Genomic DNA, 19,141 nt, shown 5'->3' on the forward strand with positions numbered 1-19,141 from the left:
GCGGCGGGCCGCTCCTCCGTCGTTGGTGAAGATGGCCGTGCCGTTGCCGAACGCGCCGTTGTTGATCAGGGCGACGCCCTCCTCGTAGGAGGCGACGCGGACGATGGAGAGCACCGGTCCGAAGATCTCCTCCGTGTAGGCGCGGGAGGTGGTGGGGACCTTGTCGATCAGGGTCGGGCCGAGCCAGAAGCCGTTCGCGTCGCCGTCCACCTCGATCCCGCGCCCGTCGATCACGACCTCGGCGCCGTCCTCCTCCGCGATCGCGATGTAGGAGGCGACCTTGTCGCGGTGCGCCTCGGTGATCAGCGGACCCATGTCGCAGCCGCGGCGTCCGTCGCCGGTGCGCAGGGTCGCGGCCCGCTCCTGGATCTTCGCGATCAGCTCGTCGGCGACGGGCTCGACCGCGACGACGACCGAGATCGCCATGCACCGCTCGCCCGCCGAGCCGAAACCGGCGTTGATGGCGGAGTCGGCGACGAGGTCGAGGTCCGCGTCGGGGAGCACCAGCATGTGGTTCTTCGCCCCACCGAGGGCCTGGACGCGCTTGCCGTGGCGGGTGCCCGTCTCGTAGACGTACTGCGCGATCGGGGTCGAGCCGACGAACGAGATCGAGCGCACGTCGGGGTGCTCGAGTAGCCCGTCGACGGCCTGCTTGTCGCCGTTGAGCACCGTGTAGACGCCGTCGGGGAGGCCGGCCTCCTTCCAGAGGGCGCCGAGCCAGATCGCCGGGGACGGGTCCTTCTCGGAGGGCTTCACCACGACGGTGTTGCCGGCGGCGATGGCGATGGGGAAGAACCACATCGGCACCATCGCGGGGAAGTTGAAGGGGGAGATGATCCCGACAACGCCCAGCGGCTGCTTGGTCGAGTAGACGTCGACGCCGGTGGAGACCTGCTCCGAGTACTCGCCCTTGAGGTGGTGCGCGAGCCCGGTCGCGAACTCCACGACCTCCTGGCCTCGGGCGATCTCGCCGAGCGCGTCCGAGACGACCTTGCCGTGCTCCGACGTGATCAGCTCGGCGAGCTCCTGCTTCTTCGCCTCGAGGAGCTCGCGGAAGCGGAAGACGATCTGCTGCCGCTTCGCGAGCGACGTGTCGCGCCAGGCGGGGAAGGCGGCCTTCGCGGAGGCGACGGCGGCGTCCACCTCGGCGGAGTCGGCGAGCGCGACCTCCTTGGTCGCGACTCCCAGCGCCGGGTCGTAGACGGGAGCGGTGCGGCCGGACGAGGAGGCCGAGGGAGCCCCGTCGATCCAGTGGCCGACGACGGACAGGGCGGTGGCGGGCTCGGCGATGCTCATGGCGACGACTGTAGGGGCGTGACCACGGCCGCGGGGGTGCCGATCCGTCCAGCGGTGGAGGGGTGGTCTGGACGGATCGGCGCGCTCAGTCGGTGGGACGGGAGGCGTCGGCGTCGGGCGAAGGGGTGGCCGCGTCGGGGCTCGAGGCGGCGGGGTCGGCCGCGCTCGGGCCCGCAGCGCCGGGATCCGCAGCGCCGAGGTCGGCGGCGCCGGCGTCGGCAGCGTCCGGCTCCGCAGCGTCCGGCTCGGCAGCGTCCGGCTCCGCACCATCGGGATCGGCACCGGAGTCGGCGGCACCCTGCTCGGCTGTGCCGGTCTCCTCACCGCGCACCTCGGCAGCGGACGCTTCAGCCGCTGCCTCCGGCGCACCCGCCGGGTCGAACCGCGCCAGCGCCGCCGTGATGTTGTCGTGCCCGCCGCGCTCGTTCGCCCAGGCGACCAGCGCCTCCGCGAGCGTGACCGGATCCGCGCCCACCCTCTCCTGCGCCTCGCGCAGCACGCGCGCGAGGTCCTCGGCGGCGGACGCGTAGTTCCAGAGCCCGTCGGAGCAGACCAGCACCCAGCCCGGCTCGGTCAGCTCCTCGGAGGCGACCCGCGGCTCCTCGTCGTGCGCGTCGGCGCCGAGCCAGCGGGTGATGGCGTGAGCGTCGGGCGCCGTCTCGGCCTGCTCCCGCGGCACTCCCGAGGCGATCTGCTCCTGCGCCCACGAATCGTCGACCGTGAGCTGCCGCGGCTCGCCCGCGTCCGGCATCCAGTAGCTGCGGCTGTCGCCCACGTTGCCCGTGACGAGCAGCGCGCCGTCCAGCACCGCCGCGGTGAAGGTGCACGAGGGCGGATTCGACCGCTTCTCGGGCACGGCCGCGTCGATCGCTCCGGAGGCGCGCGCGGTGGCCATCTGCAGCAGCGCGCGCCAGCGGTCCGCTATCGCGCTCTCCCCGCCGACCTCGGCCTGCAGCGCGCTGAGTGCCGCACGGGCCGCGGCGAGCGACGCCTTGTCGGAGTCGGGGGTCGAGGAGACCCCGTCGCAGACCACGAGCAGCGCCGTCCTCAGAGAGCCGTCGGCGCCGGTGGTCGCCCCGAGCGCCATCGCGTCCTCGTTGGCCGGGTGCCGGAGCCCGCGGTCGCAGACGCCGCCGACCAGCGGGTGCGGCGCTTCGGCCCAGTGCTCGCGCTCGGTCGGAGCGGGGCGTCCGCACTGCTCGCAGTAGCCGTCCTCGGCGACCGCTCCCCCGCAGTAGACGCAGGCGGCGGATCCTCCGACGGCGACGGGCGGAGCGGAGGGGGTGGCCGCGACGATCAGCGGCGTCCCGCAGGCCTCGCAGAACGCGTCGCCCGTCGTGACCGGCTCGCCGCAGTTCGGGCAGGGAGTCGACAGCGCGCCGCTCATGTCAGCGTCCAGCGTCGGACCTCGTTGGCCCGGTCGACGAGGCGCAGGCGCTCGTCGCGCTCGCGAGTGGAGGCGGCGAGCGCGCGGTAGGAGGCTTCGAGGCCGTCGCGGATGGCGGCCTCGTTCGCCTCGACCCCGCCGAGGGTCGCTCCCTCGGCCGGGCCGTCGCGCCGCACCAGCTCGAGGGCGGAGGCGAGGACCTGAGTCGTGAGCTCGAGGCGGGTCCGCTGATCGATCGACACGGAGTCGACGCTCGCGAGGGCGGCCGAGAGCGCGGGCAGCCCGCGGCCCGACTCCGCCAGCAGCTCCGCCCGGCGGCGGCGCGCGTCGGAGTAGGAGGAGCGCGTGGGCGCGACGATGTCGAGCGCGTCGAGCGCCCCGTCGAGGTCGGAGCGCAGCTGCCGCACCCGCGCGAGACCGAAGGCGGCGGGTGCCGTGTAGTTCGCGTCGGCGCGGGCGCAGATCACGTAGAGGGACTCGGCGACCTCGGGCTCACCGCTCGCCTCGCACGCCGCGGCGAGCGCGAGCTTCGGGGCGAGCTCGCCGGGGACCTGGCCGTAGACGGTGTTGAAGGAGGCGCGGGCCCCGATGTCGTCGCCGCGCGCGAGCTGCGCGAGGCCGCTCATCCAGACCGCCCGCCACTCCCACGGGTCCTCCGTGAGGATCTCGCCCGTCGCGCGGGCCGCCTCCTCCCAGCGCTGCGCCTCGATCGCCGCCCGGGCGCGGGCGAGCCGCACCTCGACCGTCACGGTGGGCGCGAGCGCGAGAGCGCGCAGGCGCACGATCGGGTCGGCGACGTTCACGCCCGCGAGCCACGACCGGGCGGAATCGGACTCGTCGCGGCGGAGCGCCGGCAGCGCGTCCCACGGCGGGACGCGGTCGACCACGTCGGCCACGGGCGCCTCGAACAGGGCCGACTCCGTCGAGTGCAGCGCGGGGTGTCCGGGACCGCGGTCGGTCGCGACGACCTCGCGCAGCACTCCGAGCAGCTGGCCGCGCATCTCGTCCACCGTGGCGAAGCGGTCCTGCGGGTCGGGAGCGCATGCCTTCGCGATCAGGCGGTAGAAGGAGTCGTACCGCTGGAACAGCGGTGTCTCGGACACCGGCGGCAGCGAGGCGACGAAGGTCGTCTGGTTGCCGCGGAAGTCGAGCACCAGCGAGGCCAGCGTTCGGCCGATCGTGTAGACGTCGGAGGCGACCGAGGGACCGAGGTCGGCGACCTCCGGAGCCTGGTACCCGACGGTGCCGTAGATGGCGGAGTCCTCGTCGTCGATCCGGCGCACTCCGCCGAGGTCGATCAGCTTGACCTGGTCGCCCACCTGGATCATGTTGTCCGGCTTGAAGTCGCAGTAGAGCAGGCCGTGGTCGTGCAGGTAGGCGAAGGCGGGCATGACCTCGAGCACGAAGGCGAGCGCCTGGTCCACCGGCAGCGGATCCGCGGCGCCGCCGTTGGCGTCCAGCCGCTCCTTCAGGATCTGCTTGAGGCTCGGCCCGCCGACGTACTCCATCACGATGTAGCCGGCGCCGTCGTGCAGGACGAAGTTGTAGATCTCGACGATCAGCGGGTGCTCGACCTCGGCCAGGAATCGGCGCTCGGTGACGGCCGCCGCGTACGCATCGGGGTCGCCGGAGTTGAGCAGGCCCTTGAGCACCACCCAGCGCCCCGAGACGTTCCGGTCGCGCGCGAGGTAGATCCAGCCGAGGCCGCCGTAGGCCAGGCAGCCGACGACCTCGTACTGGCCGCCGACCACGTCGCCCTTCACCAGCTGCGGTGTGAACGAGAACGGCGTGCGGCAGTTGGGGCAGAACCCCTCGGTGCGGCCGGGCCGACCGTCGCGCCCGCGGCCGACGGCGGTGCCGCAGTGCGAGCAGAAGCGCTTGCGCTCGGGGAGGACCGCCTCGGTCATCAGAGCGGCCATCGGGTCGGCGGCCGGGCGGGACGGGACGGTGGTGAGCCCGGCGCCGAGCCTCGGGCCGCGCAGTCGGGTCGAGGTGGTGCCGACGCGGCGGGTGACCTTCGAGCCGGTCTGCGCCGTGCGGGCGGAGCCGAGGGCGGCGGTGGCGAGGCGGGCGGAGGAGGTGCGCGTGCTGCGCGCGGTGGCCGACTCCTCCGCGGGCCCGGGTGCCGTGGCGCCGGGGGTGCCCTCGACGAAGCCGGTGCCGAAGGCGGCGGAGGCGGTGGCCGGCGGGGAGGCCGGAGCGGCGCGGCGCGCGGTCGGCGTGGAGGCGGCGGCGCCCTCCTCGGGCGGGAGGCCGCAGACGTTGCAGTAGCCGTCCTCGATCGTCCCGGTGCAGCCGGGAGTCGCGGTGCAGGGGGCGCCGTTCATGGGGTGGCCTTCCGGTGGTGCGCGGGGTCGGGGTGCGGGAGGTCGCGGGTGACGACGTCGTACTGCTCGACCAGGTGGCGGGCGAGCGGGACGGAGCACGGCACCGTGTCGAGGGCTGCGCGCACCTCCTCCTCGGCCGCGACGCCGACGGCGGTGGCAGCGCGGCCGTTGCCCTCGGCACGCTCCCGCAGCGCCCGGAGGCGGAAGCCGAGGGCGGCCCGTTCGCGCAGCGGCGAGGTGTAGGCGGCCTCGACCGCGTCGAACGCGCGGCCGACGGCGGTGAGCCGGGCGAGGTGCGCGTCGAGCGCCTCGCGGTCGGACGGAGGATCGCCCAGCCGGGAGACGTCGGGCACGGCCAGCCGCGGCGGGTCGGCGATCTCGCGGCGGCAGCGGGCCACGAGCTCGCGCAGCGGCGCCTCGCGGCGCTCGGCCGCCTCCGCCAGCTCGCGCGCCCGACGGCGGTCGCGCTCGAGTCCGCGCCGCTCGGACGCGGCGATGATCAGGTCGCGCTCGAGCCGGGCGGAGTCGCTCTCGAGCTGGCCGAGCGGCCCCGACACGTCGGCTCCCCGACCCGCCCGCTCGGCGAGCGCGTCGAGGCGGGAGCGCAGCACGGCGACCCGCTCCGCCCGCTCGCGGTCGACCGTGCCGCCGCCGTCACGGGTGAGGTCGCGGCAGCGCTCGATCTCGGCGCGCACCCCCACGATCCGCCCGGCGACGTCGGTGCCGCTGGGGTCGAGCTCGAGCCGGGAGCGCAGCTGGCCGACGACCGCGTCGCAGAGGCGCACCGCCTCCACCAGCGAGACCGCGCCGCTCCCGGAGGCGTCGAGACGGCCCCAGATCAGCTGCGACATCCGCTCGCGCGCCACGACGTCGACGCGGCCGGAGTCCCAGACCGCCTCGAGCTCGGCGAGGCGCCGGGTGACGGACTCGCGGAGCGACTGGGCGAGCACCACGTCGGCCGTGTAGTTCTCGGCCTGCGGCGACGCCAGCGCGGCGGCGTCCAGCCGCGAGAGCTCGCGCGTGGTCCGCTGGAGCCAGCGGGTGAGAGCGGCGAGGTACTCGAAGAGCTCGCGCTGCGGCGCGGCCTCCCCCAGCCGGCCCGGAGCGACGGGGGTCCCCTCCGCGAGACCGGTGCTCATCGGCCGTACACCGGGGCCGGCGGCGAGGCCTCGCCGAGGACCCCGAGCCAGCGCTCGTAGATGCTCTGCCAGCGGCCGTCGCTGCGGATGCTCTCGAGCGAGGCGTTGACGAAGCGCACGAAGTCGGGGTCGTCGGCGGGCAGGCCGAGGCCGTAGGGCTCCGAGCTCAGGGCGTCGCCGACGACCTTCGCGTACGGGTCCTGCGCCACGAAGCCCGCGAGGATCGTGTCGTCGCCCGCGATGGCGTCGACCTCTCCTGCCTGGAAGAGGGCGAGGCACTGCGAGTGCGTGGCGGCCTCGACGGCCTCGACCTCCGGGTAGTCGTTCTGCAGGCGGCTGAGCGTCGTGGTGCCGCTGGGCGCGCAGACCCTCTCCCCGCCGAGGTCGCCGATGCCCGTGATCGGGACGCCGTCGGGGTCGTCGGAGACGAGCACCTTGAGGCCGGCGTCGTAGTACTCGGACGAGAAGGCGATCGAGCTCCAGCGATCGCAGGTCATCGTGAGGGTGCGAGCCACCATGTCGACCTGCGGGGCGCCGTCGCCGCCGGTGAGCGCGGGGAGGCGCTGAGCGGAGGTGATCACGACGTAGTCGATGGAGTCGCTGCCGAGGATCGCCCGGGCGACCTCGCGGGCGATGTCGACGTCGAAGCCCTCGATCGCCCCCGTGATCGGGTTGCGGGCGCTCATCAGGAGGGTGTCGGCCGAGACGCCGACGCGCAGGGTCCCGCGCCCGCGGATCTCCGCGAGCCTGGTGCTGTCGGTCACGCCGGTCGGCGCGTAGGAGGTGACCGCCGAGGGCGAGCAGTCCGCCGCGGCAGGACCGGCGGGAGCGGACGCGCTCGCCGTCGGAGTCGGGGTCGCCGCGGCGAGGGGCGTGCCGAGGTCGTCCGCCCCCGTCGTGCAGCCAGTGAGGGCGAGAGCCGCGGCGGTGGCCAGGGCGAGGGCGGCGGCGCGCAGGCGGTTCATCGGTACTCCTCCAGTCGCTGGGCGATGCCGCGCCAGGCGAACACGGCTCCGGCGAGACCGGCCGCCAGCAGGATCCACGAGACGAGGGTCGCGAACTCCGCGCCTCGATCGAGCGTGGTGGCGGCGGCCAGTGCCTTCTCCTGCACCACGTCGCGGGCGTCGTCGGAGAAGGTGGTGAAGAGCTCGTTCGGCGTGCCGTTCCCGGTGATCGTGGCGACGCGGACGGCCTGGTCCCAGTTCCCGGCGTCGTCCGCCTCCCGGATCTCCTCGTGGAACGACTGCCACTGCCCGAACTCGTCGACGAGCCGTGTCCTCGCCAGCTCGTCCTGCAGGTCGCCCGAGAGCTTCTCCCGGGCGGAGTCGACGGCCTGGGTGTAGCGCTCCTCGAGGGCGGCGCCGGAGCCGCGCTTGATCAGCGTGAAGCTCTCGAGCGACTTGGCGTCGCTCGCGGCGATGAGCGCGTTCGACACGGTGAGCGCCTCGCGGTAGGACTCGACCCGCGCCGTCCCCGCGTCCGCCGCGACCGATCCGTAGGCGAGCGCCCCGCCGACGCCGACGACCAGCAGGAGGGCGGTCCCCGTGGCGAGCGGGCGGTTGAGGTAGCGGTGCGTACGGCGGGCGAGCCAGAGCTGCGCCGCCAGGAGAAGGACCAGCATCACGAGCGAGCCGATCATGAGCAGGACGCTCCAGCGGACGGCGTCGTAGGCGGCCGCGACCCGGTCGGCACCGGAGTCGACGAGTCCGTCGAGGTCCTCGAGGATGCCGCCGTCTCCCGAGAGGGCCGTCGACGCCTGGTCGAGATACGCCGAGGCGACGGGGAAGCCCTGCCGGTTGTTGGCCCGCGCCTGCTCGATCAGCCCGCTGTAGGTCGTGATGCTGCTGGCGACCCGGGCGAGGGCCCGGGTGTCCGCCGAGTCGGCTGCCGAGAGCCCGGCGATCGCGGAGGCGGCGCCGGTGAGGCTCGAGACGTACGACGCCCGCAGCTCGGTCGGCTCCAGTCCGCCGACGAGGAAGGTGTTGGCCGCGATCGCGTTGGCGTCCACCAGCAGCGTGCGGACGTTCTGCACGCCGAGCAGCTGCGCCGACTGCTCCCGGGCCGTCGTCGCGGCGCGCGCCTGCATCGCTCCTGCCTGCTGCGCGAACACGCCGAACAGCACGGCCGCCAGCGCCGTCAGGGCGAGCAGGAGGCGCAGGGTGGCCGGAGTGGTCGCGGTCGCGCGGGCCAGCAGCGACGGCTTCCGCTGCGCCGGCCGGTTGGCGACCTGGACGAGGGGCGGCTCGGGGATCCTCTGCGCGGGCGGCGCGGCGGGTGCGGTGCTCAACGGCTTTCCTCCTCGGGGTCGTCGGTGACGGGGACGGCCGTGCCGCTCGGGGCGGCGTCCGCCTGCCCGAAGGCCTCCTCAGAGCCGTCGACCGCGCCCTCGTCGTCGTCGCCGGCTCCGTCCGGGCTGCTCGAAGCTTCGGGGCTCTCCACCACGTCCTCGGGGAGCAGGATGCGCAGCTCGTCGAGCGTCGGCTCCTCCACGTCGCGGAGGCGCCAGGCGTGCCGGGCGATCGCCGCGTCGAGGACGTTGCGGACCCAGCGCCCGTTGCCGAACGCCTCCGTGCGCTGCTGCGCCGAGGCGAGGCCCGCGAACGCGGCGAGCGCCTCCTCCGTCGGCTCGAAGTCCGCGGAGGCGGCGAGGCGGCCGAAGATCGCCGAGAGCTCGTCGTCGGAGTAGTCGGCGAAGTCGATCGTGGTCGAGAAGCGGCTGGCGAGTCCCGGGTTCGTGTCGAGGAAGCCCTGCATCGGCCCGGAGTAGCCGGCGACGATCACGACGAGGTCGCCGCGGTGGTCCTCCATGTCCTTCACGAGGGTGGTGACTGCCTCCGCGCCGTACTGGTCGAGCGCGAGCGCGTAGGCCTCGTCGATGAAGAGGACGCCGCCGCGCGCGGAGGCGATCACCTCCGCGGTCTTCGTCGCGGTCTGCCCGAGGTAGCCGGCCACCAGCTCCGATCGGTCGACCTCGACGAGCACGCCCTTCGAGAGGATGCCGAGCGAGCGGTAGATCCGCGAGACCAGGCGCGCCACCGTCGTCTTGCCCGTGCCGGGGTTCCCCGTGAAGACGAGGTGGCGGGTGAGCGTGGGCGTGCTGAGACCGGCGGCCTGGCGCAGGGTGTCGATCCGGAGCAGCTGCGTCTGCCGCTTGATCTCGCTCTTCACCCGGTCGAGGCCGATCAGCGCGTCGAGCTCGGCGAGCAGGTCGTCGATGGACTCCGGCGGGTCGAGCGGCTCCGGCTCGGAGGCGGGCTCCGCGGCGGGAGCGGCGGCGGGCGCCGGCTCGTCCTGCGGACCGTCGTGCTCGGTCCGGCGGAGGCGCTCGAGGATCTCGTCGACCCCGGGCACGCCGGCGGGCAGACCGGTCGGCAGGTCGGCGCCCGCGTCACCGTCCGGCGACCGGCCGGTCGTGTGCGGCGCTCCCCCGCTCGTCGTCGGAGCGGCGCCCCGAGCACCCGGGACGGCGGAGAGCTGGGCCGCGGCGGTCGCGGAGGCGGAGGCGATGCCGCCGATGCCCGGGTCGCCGAGAGCGCTGGCCGCCGAGACGACCTCGGTCAGGGCGCGGGCGTAGGCGGAGGCGTGGTGCGAGCCCGCGCCGACCAGGGCGGCCAGCTGAACGGTCGGCCCCGACCGCCAGCGCCGACCGCTCGAGGCGGCGGTGAAGAACGCCTCCAGACCGCCGGTCGCGCCGGTCGCGGCGAGCCAGTCCTGCCCGGCGCCGCGGATCGACTCGGCGACGGCGGCGGCCAGCCGCGCACCCTCGTCGCGGACGGCCGCGGCGTCGAGGCCGGCGGCCGTCCCCGCGAGCACGAGGGCCTCCAGCGCCGGGGCGAGCGCGGTCACGAGGCGCTCGGCGGGGTCAGCGAGCCGGATCCGGACGGCGCTCCCGGCTGCGGAGGCGCGTCGAGACCGCTCGGGGAGAGCGAGGACTCCGTGAACTTCTCGGCCAGGAACTGCCCGTGCGCGATCAGCGCCGAGGCGTCCTGCCGCGAGACGGCGTCCGAGATGCGGTCGAGCGTGCCTCCGAGGAGGTCGAGCTGGTCGCAGAGGATCATCAGCGAGGTCTTCCCCCTGTGCACGGCGCGGCGGTCGGCGAAGTCCCTCGGCAGGCGGAGGTAGCCCTCCACCGCCTCGGGGAGGTAGCTGGTCGCGGTCGCGACGACGGTGTGGCCCTGACGGCTCATCCCGCCGAGGCGGTCGAGACGGGGCACCATCTCGCGGACCGTCTCGTCGATCCGCTGGATGCGCGCCGCGACGATGCCAGGCACCCGGCCCTCCGTCCGCGTGCCGACCCGGTCGAGCGCCGCGAGGATGTCCTCGCTCGTCGGGACGCTCGGCAGAGCGGGCGCGGTCTCCTCCGGCGCCGCGGGGGCACCCGTGAACAGTCGGGAGAACCAGCCCATCGGCTAGCGGCCGAGATCGAGCGAGGACGTCGCGTCGATGTCCGAGTTGCTGCGGCGGGCCCGCTCGACGTACTCGCCGGCCTTCGCCGTCTCGGTCTGCAGGACTCCGACGGTCTGGGCCATGCTGTCGAGCGCCTTGATCTTGAAGTCCGAGATCGAGTCCATCGTCTGGTAGATGTTCGCGAACGCGGCCTGCAGCTGCGGCAGCCCGACCGTGGCCGAGGCGGCCTGCGACTGGATCGAGGCCGACTGGTCGGCGAGCATGCGCGAGGTGGCCTCGATCATGTTGGACGTCGTGGTGTTCAGCGCCGTGATCTGATCGAGCACGAGGCGCTGGTTGGCGAGCGCCTGCGCCACGATGACCGCCGTGCGCAGCGCCGAGACGGTCGTGGTCGTCGCGCGGTCGACGCCCTTGATCAGCTCGACGTTGTTCTTGATGACGACGTCGATCGCGAGGTAGCCCTGGATCGACACGGCCAGCTGGGTCAGCAGGTCCTGGTGCTTCTGGCGCGCGTAGAAGAGGACGTCCTCGCGCAGCGCCTTCGCCCGCTCCGGGTCGGTGGCGTCGAGCTCGGCGATCTTCGCCGAGAGCTTCACGTCGAGCCGCTCGGCGACGTAGATGTACTCGTTGAGACGGGTCATCGTCTCCCAGAGGTTCTGCTTCTCGAGATTCAGGGCCGCGTTGTCCTTCCGCAGCTCGTCCTGCCCGTCGTACAGGGCCTGGATGATCGCGTTCAGGTGCGACTGGGCGCTCTCGTAGCGGCGGAAGTAGTCGGTGATCTTGTTGCCGAACGGGATGAAGCCCAGGATCTTCTTCTGCAGGTTGTCCTCGGACGGGTCCAGATCCTCCACCGTGCGGCGCAGCTCGAGCAGCGTCTTGCCGATGGTCGACCCCTCGGAGAGCCCGCCCTCCTGGAGGGCGCGCACCGGCGTGCTCAGCAGCCGGTTCGACGAGTCGGCGGCCGAGCGGATGTCGGCGTCGCCCATCGTGCGGATGTCGTTGGCCCGCGTCGCGAACTCGGGGCTGCGGGACTCCGTCGCCAGGAGCGTGTCGAGGTAGCCGTCGACCTTCGCCTCGAGGCCGGGCAGGGCGGCTTCGGGCACCTTCGGCGCGATCGACGGCGCCGAGGTGGTCGGCACCGCTGCCACCGGCTCCGGAGGCGTGAGCGAGAGGGCGTTCTGGACGGGCGGCTGCAGGGCCTCGGTCATCGGGATCCTCACCGTTCCTGGCGCTCGGCGCCGACTGGGATGAACGTCCGCCCAGCATATCCCGGGCCCTCCCGCGGGATCCCCGCGAGCCGCCTCGTCCGAGGACTCGACGCGATCGGGCGGCTGTGGAGGAGCATCCGCCGCCGGTCAGACCGCCTTCGGGCGCCTCCGCAGCGTCGCCACCGCGACTCCGGCCAGGGCGAGCGCGCCTCCGAGCAGCGCGGCGAGCGGCGGGGTCTCGCCCAGGACGAGCCAGGACAGCAGCACGACCACCGCGGGCACCGCGTAGGTGGACGCCGCGGTGCGACCCGCGCTGGAGCGCGCGAGGACGTACCCCCACGTCGTGAAGGCGACGGCCGTCGGGAAGATCCCGAGGTAGACCACAGCCAGGATCGAGGAGAGCGGAGCGGCGGCGAGCGCCTCGACGAGCTCCGGTGCGAAGGGCAGACACGCGACCGTGCCGGCGAGGCAGCCGAGCCAGGTCATCGTCGGCGCGTCGATCCGGCCCAGCAGGCGCTTCTGCAGGGTCGCCGCGCTGCCGTAGACGACGGCGGCCACCAGGCCGAGGGCGACGCCGATCACGTCGAACTGCCCGGTGGAGGTGGAGAACGCGATCACCGCGACGCCGGTCAACGCCACGAGCATCCCGGCGAGGAGACGGCGGGGGAACCCCTCCCCCAGCAGCAGCCCGGCGAGCACGGCGGTGATCATCGGCGCGATGTTCACCAGCAGCGCCGCCGTCCCCGCGTCGACGTGCCGCTCCGCAGCGTTCAACGCCAGGTTGTAGACCCCGAACCAGGCGACCCCCCAGCCCAGCACGAGCAGGAGGAGGCGCCCGCGCGGGACCGCCGTGCGCGGATCCGGAGCCGCCTCCGAGCGGCGCCTCCGGGCGGTGAGGACGACGCGCACCACCGTGAGCGCGAGCGACCCCACCACGATGCGGCCGAGGGTCAGCGTGCCCGGGCCGAAGTCCTCCGTCGTGGCGCGGATGCCGACGAAGGCCGACGCCCAGAGCAGGACGGTGACCGCGATCGCGCCCCACAGCAGGAGGGCGTCCCTCGTGGAGGGCGGGGCGGAGGAGGAGACGTCGGTCATGAGGCCATCGTGGCGCTGCCGGGGATTCAGCACCAGTTCCGTTCACTGTCGGATCGTTCAGCCGGACTGTACGGTCGTCTCATGCTCGACGTGCACCGGCTCCGCATCCTCCGCTCCGTCGTCGCCTCCGGCTCGATCGCGGGAGCCGCCTCCGGCCTCGGCTACACGTCCTCCGCCGTCAGCCAGCACCTCTCCGCTCTGCAGCGCGAGACCGGACTGACCCTGCTGGAGCGGGTGGGCCGCGGCGTCCGCCCGACCCCCGCCGGACGCGCCCTCGCCGCCCAGGCGGACCGCGTCCTCGAGCGCCTCGCCGAAGCGGAGGCCGTGGTGGAGGAGCTGCGCGAGGGCCGCTCCGGCCGCCTCTCGGTGACGTACTTCGCCTCCGTCGGCAGCGCCTGGATGCCGGAGGTCGCCCGCCGGCTGACCGCCGCGTTCCCCGGCCTCGCCCTCGATCTGCGCCTGGGAGAGGAGCTCGACGACGACCTCGGAGCGCGCCCCGACGTGCAGCTCCTCGTCGCCTCCTCCGAGCCGACCGCCCCCGGATTCACGGCGCACCACCTCCTCGACGACCCCTACCTCGTCGTCCTGCCCGACGGTCATCCGCTCGCCTCCCGGAGCGAGATCGACCTCGCCGAGCTCGCGAACGAGCGCTGGGTCGACAACGACCTGCCCACCGGCTGGTGCCGCCGGAACGTCGTGGAGGCCTGCGCCGCCGCCGGGTTCGCGCCGCCCTTCCACGTCCAGGCGAACGACCACATCACCGCCGCCGCGTTCGTCGCCGCGGGCATGGGAGTGACGGTCCTGCCGGAGCTCGCGGCCCACCGCCTGCCGGACGGCGTCCGCGCCGTGCCCGTCGTCCGTCCCCGGCCCGTCCGCTCCCTCGAGGCCGTCGTGCGCAACTCCGCCGCCTCCTCCGCACCGGTGGCCCTGGTGCTGGAGACACTGAAGGCACTCGTCGCACGCCGTTGAGCGCGCCTGCACGGGCGAGCTCGCAGCACATCGGAGCACGATGGGCGCGTGAGATCCGTCGAACCCGTCACCCGTTCCGCGCCCGCGCTCGGCGGACCGCGCATCCTGAAACAGCGCTGGACCGAGGCGACGTTCCTGCACTGGCGGGTCGACCCCGCCCTGGTGGCGCCACACCTCCCGGCCGGGACGAGGCCCGACGAGCACGACGGTTCCTCCTGGGTGGGCCTGATCCCGTTCCGGCTCTCGCGGACGGCCTTCCTCGGCGGCCCGCGGGTGCCCTGGCTCGGCACCTTCCCCGAGGTGAACGTCCGGCTCTACTCCGTCGACGAGCAGGGACGACGCGGAGTCGTGTTCGTCTCGCTCGACGCCTCCCACCTCCTTCCCGTGCTCACCGCGCAGGCGGTGTTCGGGCTCCCCTACCGCTGGGCCCGGATGAGCATCGAGCACCGCCACGGCGCGGTGATCTACGACACGATCCGGCACTCGGACTCGGCCGCCCGCTCCCGGATCGTCGTCCGCCCGGGCGACCCGGTCGGCGAGGACCCGCTCGCCTCGTTCCTCACCGCACGCTGGGCCTACCACGAGCGCCACCTTGGCTCCACCTGGTACGGCCGCAACCTGCACCGGCCGTGGCCGCTGCGCCGCGCGGAGCTGCTGGCGCTCGACGACGGGCTGCTCGACGCCGCGGGCTTCCCCGGGCTGGCGACGCGCGCGCCGGACTCGGTGCTGTACTCGGCGGGAGTGGAGACCGTGTTCACGGTGCCGCGGAAGGTGTGAGGGGGGCGACGCTCCTCCACAGACGGTTCTTCGCGATGCTGTCCGATGAAACGGCGCTCCCGAGGCCTACGGCGAGACTTCGTCCGGTGAGATCAGGGCATGAAGGAATCGGCGACAGTAGACGACGCGCTCACGGAGGCGCTCGCGCTCGCCGGCTCACGGCACGCTGAGCGGTCCGCCGTCGAGGCATCCCGGTACCGGGCAGTCGAGGAGGCACGCCGCCTCGCGATGGCGGCACCGGCGGCGCTCGTCGGCGAGCACGTCCAGGTGCAGGTGGATCGGGCGGAGGCGGCGCACCGGGCGCTGATCGCGGAGCTCGCGACGAGACTCCGGGTCTCGGAGGCGCACGCCTCTGCACTGGTCGACGAGGCACGCCTGCTGGTGAACGACCTCCCGGCGACGTTGCGCGCACTCGCGGACGGAGCGCTCTCCCCCGAGCACGCGCGACTCGTGGTGCGAGGAGCGCTCGACGTCCCGGCCGAGGTCCGTGGGCGCTTCGACGAGGAGGCCGCCACGATCGCGGTCGCCTGCACGCCGCCCCAGCTGCGACGCGCCCTCCGGTCGCTCCGGGAACGGCTGCACCCGCAGACGCTCAGCGAACGTCATCGGGACTGCGCCCGTCGTCGCGCGCTCTGGGTGGAGGGCCTCGACGACGGGATGGCGATCCTGCACCTCTACACCGCAGCTCCCGATGTGCTCGGCGCGATGGACAGGATCGACCGGGCCGCCCGCTCCCTCGCGGATCTGCCGGACGAGGAGCGGACGTTGGGCCAGCTCCGCGCAGACATCGCCGCTGCGCTGCTGGTCGACGGGGAGACATCGGCCGAGGGAGACGGCACGTCGATGCCGACGGGAGTGCGCGCCGATGTCGCGGTGACCGTGCCGGCGCTGACCCTCCTCGGGCGGTCCGACCAGCCCGCCGTCCTCGACGGATACGGACCCGTCGATCCGGAGACCGCGCGGCGTCTCACAGCAGGTGCTCCCTCGTTCACGCGGCTGCTCACCCATCCGGAGAGCGGAGCGGTCCTCTCCGTCGGACGCGACTCCTACCGGGTGCCGGCGGACCTGCGTCGCCACCTCCAGCACCGCGACGGGACCTGCCGGTTCCCGGGATGCACCCGCAGCACCCGCCACGCGGACGTCGACCACACGAACGACTGGCAGCACGGAGGCACCACGTCGGCCGACAACCTCGCACACCTCTGCCGACACCACCACCGGCTCCGCCACACCACGGGGTGGACCCACCGGCAGGAGCCGGACGGCACGCTGCACTGGACGAGCCCGACGGGACGGCAGCATGTCACCCGGCCCGGGGAGCCGGGGAACGGGACGGAGGGCGGACACGATCCGATAGGGACCGGCGGGCCGTGACAAGGGGCAGGTCGGGTGGCGTGGACGGGCAGGTCAAGGGGCGGGCCCGCTTCGGCGCGCCCGCGTAGCGTGGACGGCACGGGCCGATAGGCGCGGAAGCGACAAGAGGGGCAGCGACATGGCAGGAACGAAGGACAGGAAAGACGCGACGACGGGGACCTCCGCGGTGCTCTTCGACATCGACGGGACCCTCGCCGACACGAACTTCCTCCACGTCGAGGCGTGGTCGCGCGCCTTCTGGCAGGCCGACCTCGTCGTGCCCGCCTGGCGCATCCAACGAGCGATCGGCGCAGACTCGTCGGAGCTGCTCGACATGCTCCTCGAGGACGAAGTGAAGGAGGAGCAGCGCGCACTGGTGAAGTCGCTGCACACCAAGAATTACACCGAGACGACAGCACGCATCGTTCCACTTCCGGGAGCTCGCGAGCTCGTCGCGACGCTCGTCGGTCGAGGCGTCCACGTCGTCCTCGCCACCTCGGCACCGCAGAACGAGCTGGACGTGCTTCTCGACGTCCTCGACTTCGGCGGGTCCGTCCACGCTGTCACCAGCGGCGCCGACGTCTCCACCGCCAAGCCAGCACCCGACCTGATCTCTATCGCGCTCGACCGCGCGGGTGTCTCCGTCGACCGCGCCGTCATGGTCGGCGACGCGACCTGGGACGTCCTGGCCGCCGAGCGCGCGGGCCTGGCAACGGTCGGAGTCCTCTCCGGCGGTACCTCGGAGCACGAACTCCGCGAGGCCGGGGCCGTCGCCGTCTACGAGGACGCGGCGGCCGTCCTGACCGGTCTCGGTGAAGGGCCCCTCGCGAGCCTCCTGAACTGACCGACCGCCACCCCAGGAGGCTCACGAGCCTCAGTCGCGGGGTCGCCGTCGCAGCACGAGGAGCGTCACTCCGATGGCGGCGGCGACCGCGGCGAGAGCGCCGCCGATCCACAGGACGTCCCCGAGGAGTGCGGGGTCCGATCCGGACGTCGCCTGCGCTTCGTCGGCTGACTCGGCCTGTCCTCCTGAGACCGCGACGGTGCCGTTGCAGTCCGGGACCGAGTCCGACCCGTCGGCGAGCGCGGTCCCGTCGGACGGCGCCCAGTCGAACGCGTACTGGCCCGACACGGGGTGCCCGTCGGTGGACACGACCTGCCAGGTCACCTCGTACTCCCCCGCCGCGCCGAGCTCGAGCGGCATCGACGCTTCCGGCCCGACGACGCTGACGCAGCCGTCGCCGTAGTAGAGCCCGTCCGGCCCGACGACGCGCAGAGCCGCCGCCGTTCCGTCCGTCCCGAGGACGAGCAGGTCGTCGTTCGTCGTCAGCACCAGCGTTCCCGGCTGCTCCGTCACGGTCGAGTCCGCAGCGGGAGTCGTCGAGACGAGGTAGTTGTGCGCGCTGGCGGGCGCCGCCACCGCGATCGAGCCGAGCAGCCCGATCGCGGTAACGGCGACGAGGGCCTTCCGACGGGTCACGCCGACGCCCGGGGTCCGCGGCGGCGGGAGGCGAGCCCGACGGCCACGCCGACCGCGCCGACGACGAGCCCGCCGACTCCGAGGATGCGGGCGAGCACGTCGTCGCCGCTCGTGGCCGTCGTCGCCGAGGCGGTGGTCGCGACCGCGTCGTCACCGTCGCCGTCGTCGTCGTGTCCGCCCCCGTGGCCGGACCCCGCTTCCGCCGCGGTCACCGCGACGGTGGGAGCGGGCAGCTCGGGCTCGTCCTGGCCGTCGACGGTCGGCTGGTCCCAGGCGGTGCTGCCGGTCTCGCACGTCTGCAGCACGGGGAACTCCAGCGTGGAGCCGGCTGCGTCCTCGGGGAGCTGAAGCTGGAGGGCGACGGTGTCGCGGTAGCCGTCGGCGAGGGGCGTCTTCGCCGTGTAGACCACGTCCGAGACCCGCTTGGTCGCGGTGTTCCCGTGGGAGTCGGTGACCGGGTCGGCGATCGCGACCTCGTTCTTCACGACGTCCCAGTTCGGGTTGATCGTCGGGCTGACCGAGTTGATGCCGTCGGGCATCGTGATCGTGAGTCCCGTCGTCGGCGAGCCCTCGCAGCCGTGGGCCAGCGAGAACGTCACCACCGTGTACGAGCCGGCGGCGGTGCTGCTCGCCGCCGCGGTCACGTGGGCGCTGGCCGCCGTGGGCGCGGCGACAGCGAGCGCGATCGATCCGGCGGCGACGAGTGCGCCGCTGCCGACGAGGCGGAGCCGCGAGAAGGAAGAAGAAGAAGAAGAACGGGTCATGACGGTCGTGTCCTCGGGGGAGATCCGGCGCGGGGCCGGGAGTTCTGGACGCAGCGCGGGTCCGCGGTGCATGCGGAGGCGCCGACCGGAGCCGCTCCCGCACGGGAGGGGCGTCAGGCGGCGCGGAGGACCCGCAGCGGCGGCCCGCGGTGCCGGAGGATCGAGAGGACCGCGTCGAGGGATCGGGGCGCCCGCGGCTCGGGGGTGCCCGTCATCGAGACGCCGGGTGCCGACGGGAGCGCGACCGCGGACGCGCGGGCGACGATCCGTACGACGACGCGGTGGAGGCCTGCTCCCAGCGTCCAGAAGAGGCGCTCGCCGTACCGGAACGCCGCGATCGTGAAGGCAGCCGCAGCGAGGTGGGCGAGGAGCATCACCGGCGCGTGAGCCGCGTGTCCGCCTCCGCCGGCGATCAGCTCGATGGTCGACCCGTCGTGGAAGTGCGCGCCGGTGCCCGTCGTCCCGACCACGCTCACCTCCCCACCGCTGCCCGTGATGAGGAAGAGGCCGTGGTACGCGATCTGGCTGAGGAGCACGGAGAGCGTCAGCCGGGGAAGGGACGGACGGCGCCCCGAGAGGAGGACGCAGACGACGACGGCGAACGCCGCGGAGAGGGCGAGCACGGCAGGAGCGGGGGTCTCGGCGCCCGCGAGCGTGTGGGAGGCGGCGGCCGTGGCGGTCGCTGCGAGAGCGGCGGCGACGCCGCGAGCCACTCGTGCACCTCGGGTCTGCACTCGCCCGTCCTCTCGTCGCGTCGACGCGTGCGCGCGACGTCTCCAGGGTAATCGACCCGGCGGAGCAGCCCCCGCCGTCCAGGTTCCCTGCCGTTACGAAGCCGTTACCTAGATCACCGAAAGAAATCCAAACCCCCGCAGGGAGGGCTCCGAACACATGTCAACGGCCGCGAAACGGTCCACACAGAACAGGTCCTCCGCATCA

17 protein-coding genes are annotated in these 19,141 nt (G+C 73.7%); 4 read left to right on the forward strand and 13 right to left on the reverse strand.

Features of this window, described 5'->3' with window-relative positions; translation table 11 throughout:
* The 10 genes from mmsA to C5C74_RS11525 all read right to left on the reverse strand — a co-directional run.
* Positions 1-1,296 (reverse strand): CoA-acylating methylmalonate-semialdehyde dehydrogenase (mmsA, locus tag C5C74_RS11485; protein WP_104351570.1); only part of this gene is annotated, 1,296 nt, incomplete at its 3' end.
* Between the two features lie 85 nt (positions 1,297-1,381).
* Positions 1,382-2,683, reverse strand: coding sequence for a PP2C family serine/threonine-protein phosphatase (locus C5C74_RS11490; protein WP_104226191.1), 1,302 nt, complete (start codon positions 2,681-2,683; stop codon positions 1,382-1,384).
* The gene (locus C5C74_RS11495; protein ID WP_104260376.1) at positions 2,680-5,010 is read right to left on the reverse strand and encodes a serine/threonine-protein kinase; all 2,331 of its coding nucleotides are present in this window, start codon (positions 5,008-5,010) and stop codon (positions 2,680-2,682) included. The genes C5C74_RS11490 and C5C74_RS11495 overlap by 4 nt, the downstream gene beginning before the upstream one ends.
* A complete protein-coding gene (locus C5C74_RS11500) occupies positions 5,007-6,149 on the reverse strand; it encodes a hypothetical protein (protein ID WP_104226189.1) in 1,143 nt (380 codons plus the stop codon). The genes C5C74_RS11495 and C5C74_RS11500 overlap by 4 nt, the downstream gene beginning before the upstream one ends.
* Entirely contained in the window at positions 6,146-7,114 is a 969-nt protein-coding gene (locus C5C74_RS11505; RefSeq protein ID WP_104351571.1) for a glutamate ABC transporter substrate-binding protein, read from the reverse strand. The genes C5C74_RS11500 and C5C74_RS11505 overlap by 4 nt, the downstream gene beginning before the upstream one ends.
* A complete protein-coding gene (locus tag C5C74_RS11510) occupies positions 7,111-8,436 on the reverse strand; it encodes a hypothetical protein (protein WP_104273647.1) in 1,326 nt (441 codons plus the stop codon). Before C5C74_RS11510 ends, C5C74_RS11505 begins: the two co-directional genes overlap by 4 nt.
* A complete protein-coding gene (locus tag C5C74_RS11515) occupies positions 8,433-9,995 on the reverse strand; it encodes an AAA family ATPase (RefSeq protein WP_219813473.1) in 1,563 nt (520 codons plus the stop codon). The genes C5C74_RS11510 and C5C74_RS11515 overlap by 4 nt, the downstream gene beginning before the upstream one ends.
* Positions 9,992-10,555 carry a hypothetical protein gene (locus C5C74_RS17475; RefSeq protein ID WP_104223834.1) on the reverse strand — a complete coding sequence of 188 codons (564 nt, stop codon included), beginning with the start codon at positions 10,553-10,555 and terminating at the stop codon, positions 9,992-9,994. Before C5C74_RS17475 ends, C5C74_RS11515 begins: the two co-directional genes overlap by 4 nt.
* Positions 10,556-10,558: 3 nt before the next feature.
* Positions 10,559-11,764, reverse strand: coding sequence for a toxic anion resistance protein (locus tag C5C74_RS11520; RefSeq protein ID WP_104223833.1), 1,206 nt, complete (start codon positions 11,762-11,764; stop codon positions 10,559-10,561).
* 147 nt (positions 11,765-11,911) lie between these two features.
* A complete protein-coding gene (locus tag C5C74_RS11525; protein WP_104223832.1) occupies positions 11,912-12,859 on the reverse strand; it encodes a DMT family transporter in 948 nt (315 codons plus the stop codon).
* A gap of 81 nt (positions 12,860-12,940) precedes the next feature.
* Here C5C74_RS11525 and C5C74_RS11530 point away from each other — a divergent pair, with 81 nt between their 5' ends.
* The 4 genes from C5C74_RS11530 to C5C74_RS11545 all read left to right on the forward strand — a co-directional run bounded on the left by C5C74_RS11530 (position 12,941) and on the right by C5C74_RS11545 (position 16,802).
* Positions 12,941-13,828, forward strand: coding sequence for a LysR family transcriptional regulator (locus C5C74_RS11530; RefSeq protein WP_104262737.1), 888 nt, complete (start codon positions 12,941-12,943; stop codon positions 13,826-13,828).
* Positions 13,829-13,876: 48 nt separating this feature from the next.
* Positions 13,877-14,605 carry a YqjF family protein gene (locus tag C5C74_RS11535; protein WP_104226183.1) on the forward strand — a complete coding sequence of 243 codons (729 nt, stop codon included), beginning with the start codon at positions 13,877-13,879 and terminating at the stop codon, positions 14,603-14,605.
* A gap of 99 nt (positions 14,606-14,704) precedes the next feature.
* Complete coding sequence (locus tag C5C74_RS11540) at positions 14,705-15,979, forward strand: HNH endonuclease signature motif containing protein (RefSeq protein WP_104351572.1); 1,275 nt, start codon at positions 14,705-14,707, stop codon at positions 15,977-15,979.
* 118 nt (positions 15,980-16,097) lie between these two features.
* Positions 16,098-16,802 carry an HAD family hydrolase gene (locus C5C74_RS11545; protein WP_104246886.1) on the forward strand — a complete coding sequence of 235 codons (705 nt, stop codon included), beginning with the start codon at positions 16,098-16,100 and terminating at the stop codon, positions 16,800-16,802.
* Positions 16,803-16,832: 30 nt separating this feature from the next.
* Here C5C74_RS11545 and C5C74_RS11550 read toward each other — a convergent pair whose 3' ends face one another.
* The 3 genes from C5C74_RS11550 to C5C74_RS11560 are packed head-to-tail and all read right to left on the reverse strand — an operon-like array spanning position 16,833 to position 18,915.
* Positions 16,833-17,438: a copper resistance CopC family protein gene (locus tag C5C74_RS11550; protein ID WP_104246887.1), complete on the reverse strand. Its 606-nt coding sequence runs from the start codon at positions 17,436-17,438 to the stop codon at positions 16,833-16,835.
* Entirely contained in the window at positions 17,435-18,274 is an 840-nt protein-coding gene (locus tag C5C74_RS11555; protein ID WP_104351573.1) for a YcnI family protein, read from the reverse strand. The genes C5C74_RS11550 and C5C74_RS11555 overlap by 4 nt, the downstream gene beginning before the upstream one ends.
* A 41-nt stretch (positions 18,275-18,315) precedes the next feature.
* Entirely contained in the window at positions 18,316-18,915 is a 600-nt protein-coding gene (locus tag C5C74_RS11560) for a hypothetical protein (protein ID WP_104351574.1), read from the reverse strand.
* Positions 18,916-19,141 lie beyond the last annotated feature (226 nt).

The sequence above is a fragment of the Rathayibacter sp. AY1E8 genome (genome assembly GCF_002931415.1).
Lineage (GTDB): Bacteria > Actinomycetota > Actinomycetes > Actinomycetales > Microbacteriaceae > Rathayibacter.